The organism is Candidatus Zixiibacteriota bacterium (assembly GCA_036480375.1).
In the GTDB taxonomy this organism is placed as follows: Bacteria; Zixibacteria; MSB-5A5; order GN15; family JAAZOE01; genus JAZGGI01.
Window position 1 is genome coordinate 147,523 of the sequence record JAZGGI010000026.1, and the last position, 17,640, is coordinate 165,162.

At 43.3% G+C, this 17,640-nt stretch carries 15 protein-coding genes; 6 read left to right on the forward strand and 9 right to left on the reverse strand.

The genetic code is table 11. The annotated features are described in order from the left end of the window. Positions 1–104 precede the first annotated feature (104 nt). Positions 105–635 carry a hypothetical protein gene (locus tag V3V99_07965; protein MEE9442589.1) on the forward strand — a complete coding sequence of 177 codons (531 nt, stop codon included), beginning with the start codon at positions 105–107 and terminating at the stop codon, positions 633–635. 27 nt (positions 636–662) lie between these two features. Here V3V99_07965 and V3V99_07970 read toward each other — a convergent pair whose 3' ends face one another. Further along, on the reverse strand, positions 663–1,142 hold the full coding sequence (locus tag V3V99_07970) for a DUF2914 domain-containing protein (GenBank protein ID MEE9442590.1): 480 nt from the start codon (positions 1,140–1,142) through the stop codon (positions 663–665). A gap of 499 nt (positions 1,143–1,641) precedes the next feature. On the opposite strand from V3V99_07970, the gene V3V99_07975 reads away from it, so the two are divergent. Further along, the gene (locus V3V99_07975) at positions 1,642–3,303 is read left to right on the forward strand and encodes a hypothetical protein (protein MEE9442591.1); all 1,662 of its coding nucleotides are present in this window, start codon (positions 1,642–1,644) and stop codon (positions 3,301–3,303) included. Positions 3,304–3,358: 55 nt separating this feature from the next. Here V3V99_07975 and V3V99_07980 read toward each other — a convergent pair whose 3' ends face one another. Further along, entirely contained in the window at positions 3,359–3,946 is a 588-nt protein-coding gene (locus tag V3V99_07980) for a YceI family protein (protein MEE9442592.1), read from the reverse strand. Positions 3,947–4,106: 160 nt separating this feature from the next. On the opposite strand from V3V99_07980, the gene V3V99_07985 reads away from it, so the two are divergent. The 4 genes from V3V99_07985 to V3V99_08000 all read left to right on the forward strand — a co-directional run bounded on the left by V3V99_07985 (position 4,107) and on the right by V3V99_08000 (position 9,007). Continuing rightward, positions 4,107–5,288, forward strand: a complete 1,182-nt coding sequence (locus V3V99_07985; GenBank protein ID MEE9442593.1) for a diaminopropionate ammonia-lyase — start codon at positions 4,107–4,109, stop codon at positions 5,286–5,288. Between the two features lie 148 nt (positions 5,289–5,436). Beyond that, the gene (locus tag V3V99_07990) at positions 5,437–6,357 is read left to right on the forward strand and encodes a hypothetical protein (GenBank protein MEE9442594.1); all 921 of its coding nucleotides are present in this window, start codon (positions 5,437–5,439) and stop codon (positions 6,355–6,357) included. A 17-nt stretch (positions 6,358–6,374) separates the two neighbouring features. Continuing rightward, on the forward strand, positions 6,375–8,195 hold the full coding sequence (locus tag V3V99_07995; GenBank protein MEE9442595.1) for a PAS domain-containing protein: 1,821 nt from the start codon (positions 6,375–6,377) through the stop codon (positions 8,193–8,195). A 38-nt stretch (positions 8,196–8,233) separates the two neighbouring features. After that, entirely contained in the window at positions 8,234–9,007 is a 774-nt protein-coding gene (locus tag V3V99_08000) for a response regulator (GenBank protein ID MEE9442596.1), read from the forward strand. An 11-nt stretch (positions 9,008–9,018) separates the two neighbouring features. Here V3V99_08000 and V3V99_08005 read toward each other — a convergent pair whose 3' ends face one another. From V3V99_08005 to tcmP, 7 genes are all read right to left on the reverse strand, one after another. Beyond that, positions 9,019–12,474 carry a PAS domain S-box protein gene (locus tag V3V99_08005; GenBank protein ID MEE9442597.1) on the reverse strand — a complete coding sequence of 1,152 codons (3,456 nt, stop codon included), beginning with the start codon at positions 12,472–12,474 and terminating at the stop codon, positions 9,019–9,021. A gap of 245 nt (positions 12,475–12,719) precedes the next feature. Next, positions 12,720–13,562: a 4Fe-4S binding protein gene (locus tag V3V99_08010; GenBank protein MEE9442598.1), complete on the reverse strand. Its 843-nt coding sequence runs from the start codon at positions 13,560–13,562 to the stop codon at positions 12,720–12,722. A gap of 84 nt (positions 13,563–13,646) precedes the next feature. Then, positions 13,647–14,327 (reverse strand): Crp/Fnr family transcriptional regulator, encoded by a 681-nt coding sequence (locus V3V99_08015; GenBank protein ID MEE9442599.1) that lies wholly within the window; start codon positions 14,325–14,327, stop codon positions 13,647–13,649. Positions 14,328–14,387: 60 nt separating this feature from the next. Further along, complete coding sequence (locus V3V99_08020) at positions 14,388–14,747, reverse strand: response regulator (protein ID MEE9442600.1); 360 nt, start codon at positions 14,745–14,747, stop codon at positions 14,388–14,390. Between the two features lie 70 nt (positions 14,748–14,817). Further along, complete coding sequence (gene hflX / locus V3V99_08025) at positions 14,818–15,900, reverse strand: GTPase HflX (protein MEE9442601.1); 1,083 nt, start codon at positions 15,898–15,900, stop codon at positions 14,818–14,820. Between the two features lie 60 nt (positions 15,901–15,960). After that, positions 15,961–16,689: a phage Gp37/Gp68 family protein gene (locus V3V99_08030; GenBank protein ID MEE9442602.1), complete on the reverse strand. Its 729-nt coding sequence runs from the start codon at positions 16,687–16,689 to the stop codon at positions 15,961–15,963. 10 nt (positions 16,690–16,699) lie between these two features. Then, positions 16,700–17,640, reverse strand: a 941-nt coding sequence (gene tcmP / locus V3V99_08035) for a three-Cys-motif partner protein TcmP (GenBank protein MEE9442603.1), incomplete at its 5' end; no start/stop codon positions are given.

Here is a 17,640-nt window from a genome sequence, read left to right on the forward strand (position 1 = left end):
TTACGAAATATAAATGTGATCCGCAAATAGAATATATGATTGCCTTCCCGGCATGAACTCGTATCTTGACTCTATTAAATTCTATTAGGCAAGGAGGATGATTTATGCGTCGAGTATTGTTGCTTTTGTTGCTCTGTTCATCATTTGTAATGGCGCAGGATAAAGACAAGCCTGACAAATGGGAACCCCTGCGGTTTTTTGTCGGTCAATGGCATGGCCAAGTTTCCGGTATGCCGGGTAACGGCACCGGCGAGCGGGAATATAAGTTTATCCTCGGAGATAATTATCTGCATTGCGTGAACAAAGCCGTATTTAAACCCCAGGATAAAAATCCCAAAGGCGAAGTTCACGAAGACTGGATGTTTTTCAGTTTCGATGCCGGGCGAAAAAAACATGTCATGCGACAGTTCAATATCGAGGGATTTACCAATCAATTTGTCATCGACAGCGTTTCATTCGACGGCAAAACGATTGTCATGACGACCGAGTATGTTGAAAACGGCCCCCCGGGAACAAAAGCGCGGTATATCCTGATGATCACCGGCGACGATGAATTTACTGAAATCTTCGAGCTGGCCTTTTCCGGCAAAGAATTAAAGGAATGCCTGAAAAACAACTGGACGCGCAAAAAATAATTTAATAAATAAAAATTACGGCCGTTATTATTCGTTTTTCGTGCTATCCGGTGGAGTTGTTACCGTCGTGTCAGTCTTTACCGTATCGGTTTGCGTCTTTTCCGGTTCGGCTTCGGTTGTTATGCCTTTATCGCCGATAGTAAACGGAATCGATTTGACGACATTGCCGTCGGCTCCGACGATTTTTACTTCCCACGTTCCGGTCCATTCGGGAAGGATAGTTTTGTAGCTGTATGTTCTCCATGATGCGGAGCGAACCGGCAATTCGACGTCAGCCATCTCCCGGCCTTCATACAGCCAGACATGACGAACGAATGATTCACCCTCGACGCCGAGCAACCGGTTCCAGAGATACACTCGCTCGATTCCGGCAGCGAATGATTCAACGGTATCGACCGGCATCAGCGCTTCGACACCGGAACATAACACCGTTTCAACCGTCACCGCCGCCGCTTGACCGACGCATAGGATGAAAATAGAAAACAGGACACAAAATAACTTTGGCATGTTTCCCTCCTGAAAAAAGATGATTAATACTATGATGAGTGAATAACCTTCAAAATCATGCACTATATTATACTTATCTCGATTCCAAAATAGTAATTAAAAGTGTGCAGAATATAAAAATCACGCACAATTAATGTGCGTTTACAATAAATTCATATATTGCGCACAACTCATCCTGGTGTTTCTAACCAGCTGTTTCCCTGTGGATTAGCATATAAATTATTCGCCTCGGCATAAACATTGCAGGAAAGTTATTGTTCTTGGTTTAGCATGCATAATTCGCGGCGGAGGTATCGAGGGCATAAACCTCCGCCTCGGATAATTTTTGAGGCAATGATAATTTATACTCATCCGGCTTGCACGCATAATCAAGGCGTTTTATATTATTAATGGATACAAATAAAAATTGAATCGCATCGCTAGGGGAGTTGTATAAAGCATGAACTCGGCAAAAGATATTTCACTTCAGTATTTAATTTTGCACAGATAGGGGCGTTCTATGTATCATAATGCGGACAAATTCCAATTGCTTTTAATTTTATGCCTGGCCTTTTTATTTCAAACAGGGTTGGCCGAAAATAAAAATTTTGGAGTCGATAGTTATATTCCTGAAAAATTTGTTGATTTCGAATGGAAACTCAATGGCGGGTTTAATCTCAGTGGACACAATACTTCGGGTGATAGGAATTATTTTGATGGTCCTTACAGGTTGCGGCACAACAACTCGTCGGGCGATAAGCAGTCACTTTCATTCAATACCGATTTGTTTTATCGAAATGAAACACCTCAAAGATTTTATATTGTTCGCGGAGATATTTTAATGGGGGCAAATAACGGCAACTCCTCATCCAATACCTATTATACCGATAATCGCGGTAATACCAACAATCAACACAATGAAGGGGGAAATACTTCTTATCGATTATCAGCCCGAACATCTATCGAATCGGGCAAATATCTCATTTCTGATTTTTTCACGCTCGGTAATTTTTCTTTGACGACATCGTACGATATAAATCCCGAATACCGGACAATCAGATATGAGCAATCATTTCGCCGCGATAGCCTGCCGATATCAATAGTGACCTATCGCGAATCGTCCGACGAGTCCGAGCACCGCATGAACTCACGGCAATATCGCGTCGATATCAGCGCCGGCAGCGGGTGGGGGCGGATTTATTCAGGCATATATGCCGCCACGGCCTTATATATCGTAGATGAGATGAAGAAAAACGGCCTTCTAAAACGAACTCCATCACATGATGAAATGATCCATCTGACTGACATTGTCTATAGTTATAGAAATACTCGTCCGATTGATTTTCGGCTTCATAAAATTGAGGCATTATCCGAAATCATCGACTATCTCAATTCAATCAGTGCCATTGACTATTCGGATAAGTATGGCTATTTGCTAATTCAGGATGTCTGGGATTATTTTCCACGTCATAACCGGGATTTTGGATTTCAGATAAAAGCTTTGGCGGGGATTAATTATTACTATCAAAGCCGAGATAATTCTGATTATGGTTATAAAGAGATGTTTTATACACGCGACTTCCCCGACAGCAGTATCTTTGATACCATATCTAACTCAAGAGAATTTTTTGACCGTCACCACCGGTATAATCACGAAGACCGGACGCCTTATTTATCAGTTACCTGTAAATATGCCAAACCGGTGAATTTACGCTGGCAGTTTACAAATGCGATTGATCTGAAGTACAATCTGGATAATACGGAAGTCCGTCGATGGTACAATTCCTATATTGATGAGGGGCGACAGACTTATTCTGAAAACAAACTAAAGCGATATGCCGATTACTCAATTTCCGCCCTTGCCGAAGCGACTTATATTCTGGATTCCCGAACCAGCGCGGTCGCTCAATTAGATTATTCTTATCGTCATTATAACCACGAAGCTAAAAATATTTATATCGATGATGGTGAATTGATTCGCGATGAGCGGGAAGTTTCGGGCAGTGAAATGCAATCACTTAGGTTGACCGGAACGATGGAATACAGAATTTCAATCCCCACGACATTGAAGGCAACCATAGGCTATAAAGTTTCCGATAATGAACGTTCGCGCAATTATAATGATGACAATCATGGCAGTAATTATTCGTTGGGATTGTCGCTGAATCATTTTTTGTATTAATGATTAAGCCAAAAAAATCGGGGAGAATTTCGAGATTCTCCCCTCAGTAATAATTTTACTTATCTTTAATCAACTCAATTTCCATCGAGATTTTGACGTCATTGCCGACCACGAGTGAGCCGTCCTGCAATTTATTGTCAAACTTGACATTGAAATCCTGTCGATTGATAGTTGTTTCGGCGGTGAATCCGGCGCGCTTGTTTCCCCAGGGATCATCGATTGTGCCATTGAATTCACAGTCAAACGTCACTTCTTTGGTCACGTTTTTAATAGTCAAATCACCGGTCATGGTAAAACGGCCGTCGTTGACGGGAGAAATCTTTTTGGATTTGAAGCTCATGACCGGGAATTTATCGACGTCGAAAAAATCGGGTGACTTGAGATGTTTGTCGCGATCTTCGTTTTCGGTATCAATAGAAGCTATCCGGGTCGTTACTTCGACTGAACCGTTTTCGATATTGCTTCCGTCAAATTCAACTTTCCCGGAATAATCATGAAATTGCCCCGTGGTTTTGCTGATTACAAGGTGCTTGACTGAAAATCCTATTGTGGAATGGGCGTTATCGAAACTCCATGTTTGAGCGTTTGCAATAGTTCCGACGGCCAGACACAGAATTGAAAAACAGATAATAATCTTACGCATAACATTATTCCTTAAGTTAAAAATTTCTTTTTAGAGATTCGCCTTCTTACTAACATTTTATCGGAGGGAATTGTTCCCAACAAATTATTCACCTATATATTGCAAAATATGGCTTACTGATATTTATTTGGTAACGGTCGAGATATGATTGGAGTTGAAAATGTGTTTATGGCATCAAAATAAATTTTTTTCAGATTCCCCGGATTTTGACAACAATGTTGTTCAGCCTATGATAAACAGTAAGAGCATTGAATTTCACAAATGCCTGCCTGACTATAATCCGACACCCTTGATATCATTGCCGGGTTTGAGCCGTTATCTTGGGATTCGAAAATTGTATGTCAAAGACGAAGCGCATCGATTTGGATTGAAAGCTTTCAAATCTCTTGGCGCGTCTTACGCCATCTATAGGTTTTTGATACGCGAAGAAATTTTGGGTGAAAATGATTTATTCGATATTAATAAAATCCCTCCCGGAAAATATACATTCTGCACTGCTACCGATGGTAATCATGGCCGGGCCGTGGCTTGGACGGCAAAAATTATGTCCCAGAACGCGGTCATCTTCATGCCGAAATCTACCGTTCCCGCCAGAATAAAAAATATCGAGTCCGAAAACGCCCGGGTTATAATCGTTGACGGGGAGTATGACGCCGCCGTGAAAGCCTCGGCCCTCACCGCCGAAGAAAACGGCTGGATTGTAATTTCAGATACGGCCTATGAAAATTATACCTCGATACCTTCCAATATATTGGCCGGATATCAGACATTGTTTAAAGAAATTGAGTCTCAATTGGAACTTCACGACAGTCATGATCCCGGGATTGATTTGGTTATTTTGCAGGGAGGAGTAGGCAGTTTTGCCGCTTCCGCCGCATGGTATTTTTGTAATCGCTGCCCGCAAAAAAAGCCCAAATTAATTATCGTCGAGCCTACCGAAGCGGCCTGTCTTATGGGATCGGCAAAATCACCGAACGGAGGTTTAACTGTTTTTGAAGGATCATTTAATACAATCATGGCCGGATTGAATTGCGGAACGCCGTCGATTACGGCCTGGCCAATTCTGAAACAGACAATTGATATCTTCATCGCTATTTCCGACGAATATGCCCGGGAAGCGATGCGGAGATACTATTATCCATTAGAGGGCGATACCCGGATAATATCGGGTGAATCGGGCGCTTCGGGCCTGGGCGGATTATTGGCTATCTTGAAATCACCGTGTCTTAGAGAACTCAAACAAATGCTCGGCCTTGATAATAATTTACGCGTATTGATCTTTAATACCGAGGGCGATACCGATCCGAAAAATTTCAACAAAATCGTCCAGGCCAAAACCTGAGCAAAACGCAATTTAGCTTTTCACTAAGTTATAAATAGATTATACTAAGTCAGGCTCGCAACCCGTTACATCATCGTATTTATTTTGAAGCTATATGACAGATATAGAGCGTCTACAGGAGCGAATAAGAGAATTAACCGGATGGCCAATGGAGCGGCCACCCAAATTAGTGACCGATACGTCCGATTCGATGCGAATTATTCGGGGAAACGTATTGCGAGCTGACGGTCGTGATTTTGTCATCAAGGGTAACCGTTATGAAACCCGTTTCGGTATCGCCGATCAACCCAAATACTGGGTCTTTGGCGCGATTGATCTGGACAGCGGTGAAAAGAAAATAATAAAAACCGTTTTTCACGAGGATTTTAACGTTCATATCGGGGTCTTCAAGATTCGATGCTATCGCAGTCCGGAAAAGGAAGCCCAAGTGTTGGAACGAGTCAAGGGAGATAGTCGATTTATGCAGGGGTATACAATTGAAGATGAAAAATGCAATTGCATTCGAATCCTTGATTATATACCCGGCATGACGATTTTTAATTATGTCTATTCAATCAACAAGCCCCATCGACAATATTTCCAGGAAGATCTGCCCGGAATTCTCCATAACCTGGCCGAATCAATGGAAGCCATAAAATTCCTGCATGACAATGATTTTTGTCACGGTGACATACGCAACGATCATATAATTATTGAAACCGGAACCGGGCATTATCGCTGGATTGATTTTGATTTGCAACAGCATGTTTCCGATTTTGATGTCTGGAGTATGGGTAATATATTATGTTATGTCGCCGGTAAAGGAATCAATTCATTTAAGCTGGTGTTAAAGAGTCGGGAGTTTTCCGGGAAGGTAAAAAAGAGCCTGGTGGCTGATGACGGATCGGCTTTTTATGAATATCGCATCATGAATCTAAAAAAGCTGTATTCCTATATTCCCGAAAAATTCAACAACATTCTCCTTCATTTCACGCTGAACCCGATTGGTCATTACGCTGCGATGGAGGAGCTTCTGGATGATTATTATGATATGCTTGATTCGGAATTTCCGGCGATGTATAAGCAATAGCGGGGTAAACGCGGACTATGAAAACCGTAATTATTGGCGGAGGAAAGGGCAGCAAGGCGATCATTGAGTTGGCATCAGGCGCCTTTTTGACTGAACTGACGCTCGATATTCAATGTGTCATTGATCCCGACGACAAAGCCCCCGGGATGGTGTTGGCTCGAAAAAAAGGCATTAAAACGTTCGATAATATGCTGGAAGCGCTGGCTCTGCCTGATATTGAACTCGTCATTGAATTGACCGGCGAAAATGAAGTCCTGGAAGAATTACATCACATCCTTCCGAAGGGCATCTGTCTCGTGGACCATACTTTTGCGCATATTTTCTGGGATCTGGTTAAGGCTCGTGAAGACCAAAATAAACAGCTCAAAGAAAAAATTGAGCTGGAGAAAAAAATCGAGCGCGAGCGACATTTTTTACAAAGTTCCTTCGATACCATCCCGGAGCTTATTATCGTCATGAATACCCAAACGAAAATATTAAAGATTAATGAAAAAGCGGTTCAATTCGCCCATACGTCCCCATCAAAAGCCATCGGAAAAAAGCTGGAAGACTTCTTTTCCTCTGCCGAATTGTCCGGGAGCATTCAGGAAACTCTATCAGTATTGAAAGAGATTTTGGAAACGGGACGGCCCAGGGTTTTAATCTGGAATTCGACCGAGCCGGAAGAAGTTTTTTGGGAGATTACGCTCAGCCCGATTCTGGATCAGAATCTTGAAATAGAAGCCATCGTTGGGTCATGGCATCGAATCACTGAACGGGTGCGGCTGCATCGTGAAATTGAAAGCGCCGAGGTTCGCTTTGGAGCATTTATCGATTCGGCTCAGGATTGGATCTCGATTAAAGATAGGGATGGACGATATATCGTCGTCAATCCGGTTTGCGCCCGGGCTTTCAATCTCAAACCGGAAGATTTTATCGGTCGCCGTCCGGATGAGTTATTAGATCGAGAACTGGCGGAAATGATTTTGAAGCATGATCATGATGTGATGGCCGCCAATCGGGCTGAGACTTATGAGGAAATATTCAATATTGACGGATTTGAACGACATTACAGCACCGTCAGGTTTCCTCTCAATGATTATCGGGGCCAAACAATCGGAATCTGTACGATTGCCCGAGATATCACCCAGGAGCGGGAATTAAGTGACCAGCTGGCGCAGGCCGTAAAATTGGCGGCGGTAGGCAAACTCGCCGCGGGTGTTGCTCATGAAATTAATAATCCACTGACCGGTGTTCTGGCTTACGCCGAAGATATTTTGGATGAATTGCCGATCGATAATCCTCATCATGGTGATATTAAAGTCATTATTCGGGAGGCGATGCGGTGTCGAGATATCGTTAAGAATCTTCTTGATTTCGCTCGACAGGAAACGCCTAAGCTGGAAAAAGCGAGCGCTAATGACATTGTCAACAACACCATTGAACTGGTCAAAAAACTGCCGCAGTTTCGTAATATCACCCTTAAATGTATGTTGGCCGACGATATCCCCGATATAAACTGCGACCGCCACCAGGTGCAGCAGGTGATACTTAACCTGATGATGAATGCGGCCGATGCTATCAAGGAATTGGGTAAGATAGAAATCTCAACCGCTTATGATTCTCAACATCATCGCTGTATAATCTCCGTGGCCGACAACGGACCGGGAATCCCGGAAAACCTGAAAACCAAGGTCTTCGAGCCGTTTTTCTCGACCAAGGGTACTAACGGGCTGGGGTTGGCTGTTAGTTGGGGTATTATCGAAAGGCACAAAGGAAATATTGAAATCGATACTAATGAATCGGGAGGCGCCGTATTTAGAATGGTGATCCCGATTTTTGAGAATGGTAAAGAATGAGGTTACCGAAGATTAAAAAAGGCGAGGAGGATTAGTATATGTCTCGCTCACTGGATATTTTAGTCGTCGATGATGAGCAGGTCGTTCTTGATAGTGTTAAGAAACATTTGCGCATGGAAGATTATAATCTAATTACAGTCTTATCCGCCAAGGAAGGCCTGGATTTATTAGATAAATCAACTCTCGATATTATTCTCACCGATTTGATGATGCCGGAAATCGACGGTCTGGAATTGATGAGAATCGTAAAAGATAAGTACCCTCATATACCGATCATTATGATTACCGGTTATGCCACCATAAATACTGCTCTTCAGGCTACCCAGTTAGGGGCTTTTGATTATGTCGCCAAGCCGTTTACAAAGTCGGAATTGATTTCGGTCGTCCAACGAGCCGCGGAACTGGTGTTGAACAGCGCCAAAGTAGAAAACAACGGCGCCCCCAAAGAATCCGAAAAGAAAGAAACTTCAGGCGTTCTCAAGAACGTTGGCGACCATGTCTGGATAATGGTTGAAGATGACGGCTATATTCGGATGGGTATTGATCGGTCTTTTTTGCACGCCATTGGCAAAATACAAAACATATTTTTACCCTCAGTCGGAGATGAGCTCCGCCAGGGCAGCAAGTATCTGCAGATATTTTCCTCCGATTTACGCTCCCACACAGTTCTGTCTCCGTTGTCGGGAATGGTCATTGAAGTAAATGATCAATTGCAGGAGCAACCGAAAATATTAATCGAAGATCCTTTTGGCAAAGGCTGGCTGATTCGACTAAAACCTTCGAAATTTGAATTTGAAATTGGTGAATTGTGATTGTAGCCGGATTATAACGCCGATATTGTGACTTTGTTACGATCCAATTCGTTTCTGACAGCGCTTCCCAGGCTATCCATAGAAAATGGCTTACGTACGTATTCACCGGCGCCCAGCCTTTGCATTTCATTAACCCGATCGGTGGCCGAAAAGCCGCTTATGATTATTGCCTTTTGGGCGGGGTGGATTTTCAGGATATCTCGGTACGTATCGAGGCCATCATAATCTTTTTCCATTATCATATCCATAAGGACGATATCGACGGAATTGTCTTTCAAGAATTCAACCGCTTCATGGCCGTGTTTGGCCATGCTAACATCGTATCCCAGGTTGGTTAGTAAATCATAAGCGATCTGTCGCTGCTCTTCACTGTCATCGACAACAAAAACGCTTTCTGTGCCGGAGTAATCTTTCGCTTCGGTTCGGTTTTCGGTATCGGTTGATTTACATACCGGGAAATAAAGCACAAATTCACTTCCCTCGCCCACGGTAGAAAAGATGTCATAATATCCTTTATGATCTTTGACAATGCCGTAAACAACCGCTAATCCCAGTCCGCTGCCGGATGTGCCCATTTTTTTCTTGGAATAATACGGCTCGAAGATTTTAGATTGATCTTCAAGAGGAATACCGGAACCGGTATCGCGAATTCTCAAAATGATATAATCTCTGGACTCAATATTATCGTAACCCCCCAATAGAGAATCCAGATGCAAAACTTCAGTACCGATATATAAAGTCCTGTTATTATTCATTGCGTCATAGGCATTGACCACCAAATTCATAATTACCTTGATAAGGTGCGGAGGCGAACCATGCATGCGCGGCTGATTTGAGTCTAAGTTTGTCTCGACATTTATTTCCGGCCGGGTTGTCGATAAATGCTGATAAGACGGTGAATCGAGATATTCGTTAACGACATCATTAAGTTTAATGGGTTTGATTTCATATCGTCCGCGGCGAGCTAGCGTCAGCAAATCCTGAATGACATCAGCGGCGTCTTGAGCCGATTTTCCGATACGCTCGATTTGTTTTCTGTATGGACTGTCTTCTTCCAGCTTCGCCAGAATCAGATCGCTATAGCCGACCATCGGGCCCAGCATATTATTCAAATCATGAGCCACGCCGCCGGCTAAGACGCCCAACGATTCCATGCGCTCGGCACGCTCCAGCTTGTCCTGCAAAACCTGTTGCTGAATTTGAGCCCAACGCAAATCAGTTAAATCGACATCAAGGCAATACATTTCGTCTTCGCCGCGGCTGTTGCGCAACATAACATGACTGCTATAGACTGGAATTATTGAGCCATCCTTATGGCGCATCCCATGTTCACCCGGTCCGTATTGAATCGCTATTTGATTATCATCAATCTCAGCCATATATGAATCATAGGTCATCAGGTCTTTAAGCTGCTTGCTCATGACTTCTTCTCGCGTATAACCGTACAATATTTCGCTGGCCGTATTCCAGAATATAATCTTGCGGTCGCGATTGTATCCCTGCACGGCAATGTTGGGAGCGCTCTCGAGTATTGACCGGAACCTCTCCTCACTTTCCTTGAGGATTTCTTCCGCCTGTTTGCGCTCGGTAATATCTCGAAGGACACATTGTACGGAAGTAACCTGACCACCTTCGACGATCGGCGTTGTCGTGACTTCAACATAAAACGGATCGCCGGTTTTTGGCTTGTACAGGAACTCAAAATTAGCGGCTTTCGGATACTTGACGATCAAGCGAATAAGCCGTAGAGCTCTTTTAAGTTCATTTTTATTTTCAAAATACTTTCCAATGTTTTGGCCGATTTCTTCCTCGGGGTTATAATCGCCGAAGTATTTAATGGCCGGGCTGATATATAACAATGTTCCATCCAACGATATTCTAACAACCATGTCCTTGAGGTTTTCGGTGATAACGCGATAATGCTCTTCGCTTTCCCGCAGAGCGTTTTCGGCCTTTTTGCGCTCGGAGATGTCAATTATGAAATTCAGGCCGGCCGTCTGGCCTTTCCAGGTGATTAATCCGCCACGAACTTCCACCCAGTGCGCCTTATTTTCTTTATCAACAAACCTCATGGTATAAACGGCAGAAACATCTTCTCCGGCATGGTGTTTTTTATTGTTTTCCTTTATCCATTCAAGATCGTCGGGATGAACGATATCGTAAATCGGCATATTTTTTAATTCGTCACTTGAATATCCCGTTAGAACTTCCATTTCCGGATTAGCGAACACAACCACGCCTTTTTGAACGATACAAATACCTTCCGTGGCGTTCATGACCAGTCGGCGATATTGACTTTCGGATTTTCTCAATTCGGTTTCGTTCCTGACCCTCTCAGTTATATCATTGCCGGAGCATACGATTCCGGTAATATGCCCCAGGGCGTCAGTCAATAGCGTATGATTCCAGTCAAGAACCTTTTCCTGCCCGGATTGAGTGACAACCAACATTTCGCAGTTTGCCTTCGAATGCGATTTGCCTGAAATAATTTTCGAGAATTTGTTTTTGCTTTGACCGTCATTTGGCGCCAGAAAAATATCCCATTTTTTCCCAATAATTTCGTCTCGCTCATAGCCCAGGATTCGGCACCCATAATCATTAATCATGGAAACCTTGCCGGAAGGCTCCAACGCTATGACCACCGTTCCAATTTTATCCAGATATAACAGGGTCCGCTCAAATTCCTTATTTAATTTTTCCTCGGAGGATATTAGATCCGTAATATCGTCAAAGGAAATACCCAGTCTCTCATCTGAAATTTTGAACGCCCGGATTTTAAATGCCTGGGAAATATCGCTTTCACCGTAATTAATCTTCTGGGTAAAAAAAGCGGCGCCCGTATTCATAACTTCAATGCAGTTATCACGCATTTGATCGCCCAGATCAAAAGGCATCGCGATATTGAAATCCTCGCCGATTATATCTTTGGAATCGGATAATTTTATTGCCTCCGAATTAACCGTCTTCAGGATTATTCGCTGAGGTGATAAATATTCATATATCATTAATGCGCTTGGAATCGATGCAACGATATCCTCCGAGGTTTCCATTGATTCCCGCAATTCCTTGGTCCGTTTGGCAACCAACTCCTCCAGCTCATCTCGGTTTTTCTTTAATTTTTCAAAGGCCGCGTTAAGGGCGAATTGCATTTCCGGAGGTATCGGATTTGACGACGAGTCATCCATTTGCTCCTTTATCGCTGTCGCTATGTTTGTTACAGTCGGGCCGTCCTGCGAAGCCGTTTGGCTGCGGGCTGAGTAAAACACGATAATAAGTATGATTATTGATGTAAGAACCAGGCCGGCAGCGAATATTATTATTGCCGGATGAATGGTGTCGGTTCCCATAATTTTGGTCACAAATTCTTCCGCGCCCGACATCAAGGCAACCATTAATGAGACCAAAATTGCGATACTAAGGGTAATCGTTACGGTTATGCTGATTATTTTAGAAGTTTGCTTTGGCATATTGACTTGGCTCAGAATATCTGATTTTGTTAAGCAACTCCGATCGTGAATTTTCGGTCATTCAAATTTTGTATTAACACATACTATAAATATCGACGACAAAGGTAATTACTTGACTTTTTATGTTGGATCTGATCAAGTAAGATATTGGTTTATAATAAGATGACCTCCGAGCCAATATTCTGTCTCAGAGGTCAACGGGGAAGATTATTAGTTATTTTAAGTCAAACTAATTGTTGGATGTCTTAAGCAACCAGCTTTTCGCTCAAAATATCGCCGCGAATACCGACGACAATTTCCTTTAGCGGAATATCACGTCTGGAAGCCTTTAGGGCTTCACAAGTTATCATGCTCAATCCACCGCAGCAGGGGACTTCCATAATCATCACCGACACCGCCGTGCACCCGGAATGACGGAATATTTCTTCCATCTTCTCCCGGTAAAATTGAAGATTATCGAGCTTAGGGCAGGCTATCAGTAGAGATTTGTCTTTGAGATATGAATTGTGAAAATCAGCAAAAGCAAACGGGCAACAATCGGCTGCCAGGAGCAGTTCCCGACCGTTTAAGAATGGCGCTGTCGGCGGGACCAGCATCAACTGGATGGGCCATTGAGTTAGTCTGGATTGAGGCGCCGGGGCTGAGTCTGAAGCTTGATCCCGGCGATTTTCTTCGGGCACAAATGACCGCATAGCCGAACCGGGGCAACCCGACATTGCCGGTTTATTGATTTGTTGAGCCGGCTGGGAAAACGATTGGATGGCCGATCCGGGACAGGCGGCAACCACCTGTGGTTGAGGGATCACTTCCGATTGTTCTACCGGTTTTCTGGATATTTCCTGTTTTTCCAAGTGTACTTTGACTACTTCTTCATCAAACTCTTCAGCCTCTCTTGTAATTATGGTAATGGCATCCTGGGGACATGAACCGAGACAGGCTCCGAATCCGTCACATAAATTATCCGAAACCAGCTTAGCCGTGCCGTCTATAATCTGAATTGCCCCTTCGGCGCAGCTCAAAATACACTCACCGCAACCGTCACAAAGTGATTCATCAATTTGCACTATCTCGCGTTTACCGCTTGTCATAACAACTCCAATTATTTTTAATTCTCTTTACGGGGGTATTATCGGGAAATAGTGGGCATTAGGGTTTGATTTAGGTCAAGCGTATTAAAATTTTTTTCCGGCCGCTATTTCTTCCAGTTGGGCCGGATCATTGACGGTTATTTCCTGCCCGCTTACTTCGATAACTTTAATTTTGGTGAGCTTGGCAAAAGCCCGCGACAATGTTTCCGGAATTGTCCCCAAAATCGATGCCAATGTCATTTTCTTTTCGGCCAGCGTAATTTTGGGTTTTTCTCCGGGTTTATAATCAGGCATAAATTCGAGCAGATAACCGGCCAGGCGGGTTGAGATATCTTCCAGCGACAATTGCTGAACCAGCCGGGAGAGATGGTGCAAAAGAGACGACAGCCGGGCAATCATGTTTATCGCCAGAGCAGGATGTTCGTTTATAAGCTTCAGAAATTTATCCCGGGAAAATGACATCAGGGTTGAATCTTCAATAGCTTCGGCGTTGGCCGGATAATTCTTTCGGGCAAACAGGGCCGCTTCCCCAAATGTGTCGCCGGGAGAAGCCATCAACAGAATCTGTTCTTTGCCGTCGGGTGAATTTTTGTGGACTTTGATTTTTCCGGAAAGAACCAGATAAAATTTCTTCCCGGGATCTCCCTGAAAAAATAAAAATGTCCCTTTGGCAGCTTTTATTTTTACTCCGGTTTCCTCGACCAGTTTTAGCTCTTCGGCGTCAATTCCGGAAAACAGGATAGAATCTTTGAGCGCTTTCTGCATGAGCGAAATATATAATAATCACTCGTTGAGGGAAATTAAATTAGTGAGTAGTATCGTGGATTATTTCAGGACTTGCGCGAGGAGCTGTTCTATATCCGACATTTTGAAAGGTTTATTCAGAAATCCGTCGGCGAGACTGGTTAAAAGATTACTACCTTCATCGTCAATGGCATAACCGGAGATAACAACAACCGGGAGGTTTGGTCTTTCTCTTTTGATTTTTTGCAGGAGGTCGAGCCCAGACATTTTAGGCATTCTCATGTCGGTAATAACGAGGCTGAAATCCTCGTTTTCAACTTTTTCGATGGCTTCCACTCCGTCGGCGGCACGGATGGAATCATAATCGAATATTTCAAGCATCTCGCTTAAAAGCGAGGACATATTGGGATTATCATCGACTATGAGTATTCTTTTGCCCATTATAATATTTATCCTTACCGGTTAAATATCGGCAGAAACCGCTGGAATATTAAATATTCAGAGCAAAATATCACCCAAATCGAACCATGATTTCAGTTCTCAGTCTGTTTAATCCCGACTTTTTCAGCGCAGAAATCGGTATATATCCGTTTCCCCAGGGAGGAATTTCGCTTTCTTCGAGAAGGTCGATCTTATTATAAATTTCAATAATCGGCACATTATTGACGCCGATTTCTTTCAGTACTTTCCGAACAACGCTGATTTTTCTGTCTTTGTATGCGTCGGAGGAGTCAACCACAAGAAGAATTAAATCGGCAAGATTTACCTCTTCGAGGGTCGATTTGAAAGAAGCGACCAGTTGATGCGGGAGTTTTTCAATAAACCCGACCGTATCGGTGATGACAATATCCTGCGGATATTCCACCGATATGACACGGGTGGTTGAATCCAGAGTCGAAAACAATTTATCTTCCCGCAAAACATCAGCGCGGGTCAGGCAGGTAAACAATGTCGATTTCCCGGCATTGGTATAGCCCACTAAAGCGATCTTGAAGAATTTATCCCGGCCTTTCCTCTGCGTTGCCCGCTGTTGGTCGATCTTTTTTAATTTTTGTTTGAGGACTGATATTTTTTTGCCGACCCGGCGGCGATCAACTTCAAGCTGAGTTTCTCCGGGGCCTTTTGCCCCGATCCCACCGCGCTGGCGGGAAAAGTGAACCCATAGTCCGGCCAGACGAGGCAGGAGATATTCCATTTGAGCCAGTTCAACCTGAAGGCGCGATTCTGAGGTGCGGGCATGCAGAGCGAAAATATCCAATATCAGCATCGGCCGGTCGATGACTTTGATGTCGAGCTTTTTTGAAAGATTGCGCAATTGATTAGGGGAAAGCGGCTCGTCAAAAACAACCAGGTCCGCGTCGCTCTCATCGATAAAATCGATTATTTCCTGCACGATGCCTTTGCCGATATAATAAGTTCCGTCCGGCTTACCCCGTTTTTGGATATACCGGGCGACCTCAATTCCGCCAGCAGTTGATATGAGACGTGACAGTTCATCGATTGAATACTCGATTTCCCGTTTGGGCGTTCGCCCCGCCGCGACCCCGACCAATACAGCCCTCTCCGCCTGATTATTTTTATCCGTCTCGTACATACAAAGAATATAATACGCAATTGGAAATTATAAGATGAAAAAATTTGGTGAATAGTAAATTTAAGCGGATAGCTTTACAAGACTATCGGGCATCTGATCCCAGGTTCGATTATCAAGAAGCCGTCCGGCTTTCTTTTTATTAACCCCACCCCATTGTTTGAAGAAAAACGGGACTTGTGCCTCAAGACATTGATCGCGAATATCAAGTACCCATTCTGGTTTCATCGGACGCGCTCCCGGTCCGGATTCACCGCCGACGATTACCCAGTCGATACCTTTCAGAATAAGATTTGGCAATGGCCCAAGTAATGGCTCTAAAGACAGGAATTTGGTTTTGGCTCCGATTTGTCGCAATTGGTCAATGCGAGGAATACATTTTTGATTTTCGACCGTTACCCCCATCCATGTATTTTCCCGCCATGGCAGATTTTTATCAAGTTGCAGCATTCTCCCGGACCGTTTCGTCAGGATTTGAAATTGATGTTGCGGGCATTTTTTCATTACGGCAAATACTTTGAGAATATAATCAAGCGGGACGTCTTTATGAAACAAATCACTCATAGAATTGACGAATATCATCTGTGGCTTTTTCCACCCGAGAGGCAGATTCAATACTCGCGGATGCAAAGAAACTTTGAATCCGTCTTTATAATTAGGGGAGCCCATAGCCCGAAGGCGCTTAGCCATTCGCTCGGCATAACAATACCGACACCCGGCGCTGATTTTGGTACAACCCGTCACCGGATTCCACGTCGATTCCGTCCACTCTATGGTTGTTTTTATGGCCATAATTTACTGCCTATCTGCGGTACTTCATAAATATATCGGTTGCAATTTTTGCCGCAACCTTTTTCGCGGAAGCAAAAAACAAATAATATACGACCGTGTTCTTTGAATTTTTCATAGCGATTGGTTCAGGGACGTACTTAAATCCTGCTATGTGCCGTAATCGCTTTTGAAAAGCAATAACGATTTCCTTATTTGCTCGCTTAATCTTATCTTCATCTCCAAACAACGTAGGTTGGGATATATATCCAACATCCTTCCAGGAATCGTCACCCCACATACGATTTATTCTCTTAATTTCCCGAGATTTAACGGTTCCCACATTATGATGAAGTGCGTTTAAATTCATGTCATAAATGGAGAAATTTAAAAATATGTCAATGGTTTCCAATTTTCCTGCCATCTCCAACACCTGCCAGCTAAGGTGCATTCCATAAGGATCTAAAAAGCATAAAGCTCGATTATAAGAACCATAGGTCAAATCGGGGAAAATATCGTTTAGGAGAATTTCGTTACAATCACCTTCCTTAAAAATAATTTCAGGCTTTTTGTCTTTTGGAAATTGTAACTCAGAGGCTATAATTTTCTTTAGAGTTTTGATCTTTTTCGGGTCAATATCTATAAAATAATATTTGGGAAAGAGGGGAGAAGTGCTTAGTGCTTGAAGCGGACTTCCGGGGATTATTTTGTTTGTTTCCCTCGAAATATGTTTTCCCTTGTCAGAAAATGCATCAATATAACAGAATGATAGCCTTGGCTGATTACTCATGATTTTTGAATATGGCTCTGTATATTCTTTTAAAATATTTAATTTGTCTTCCGACCACAGAGGTGGTCCTGGTTTGTTGGACAGTTTGACGGCTGATTTAAGGTGTATTCGGTTTGGTTGATTATGCCGCCATGTTGTCAAGATATACCTCCATCGGTGTTTTGTCATCAAAAAAGGAATGCGGT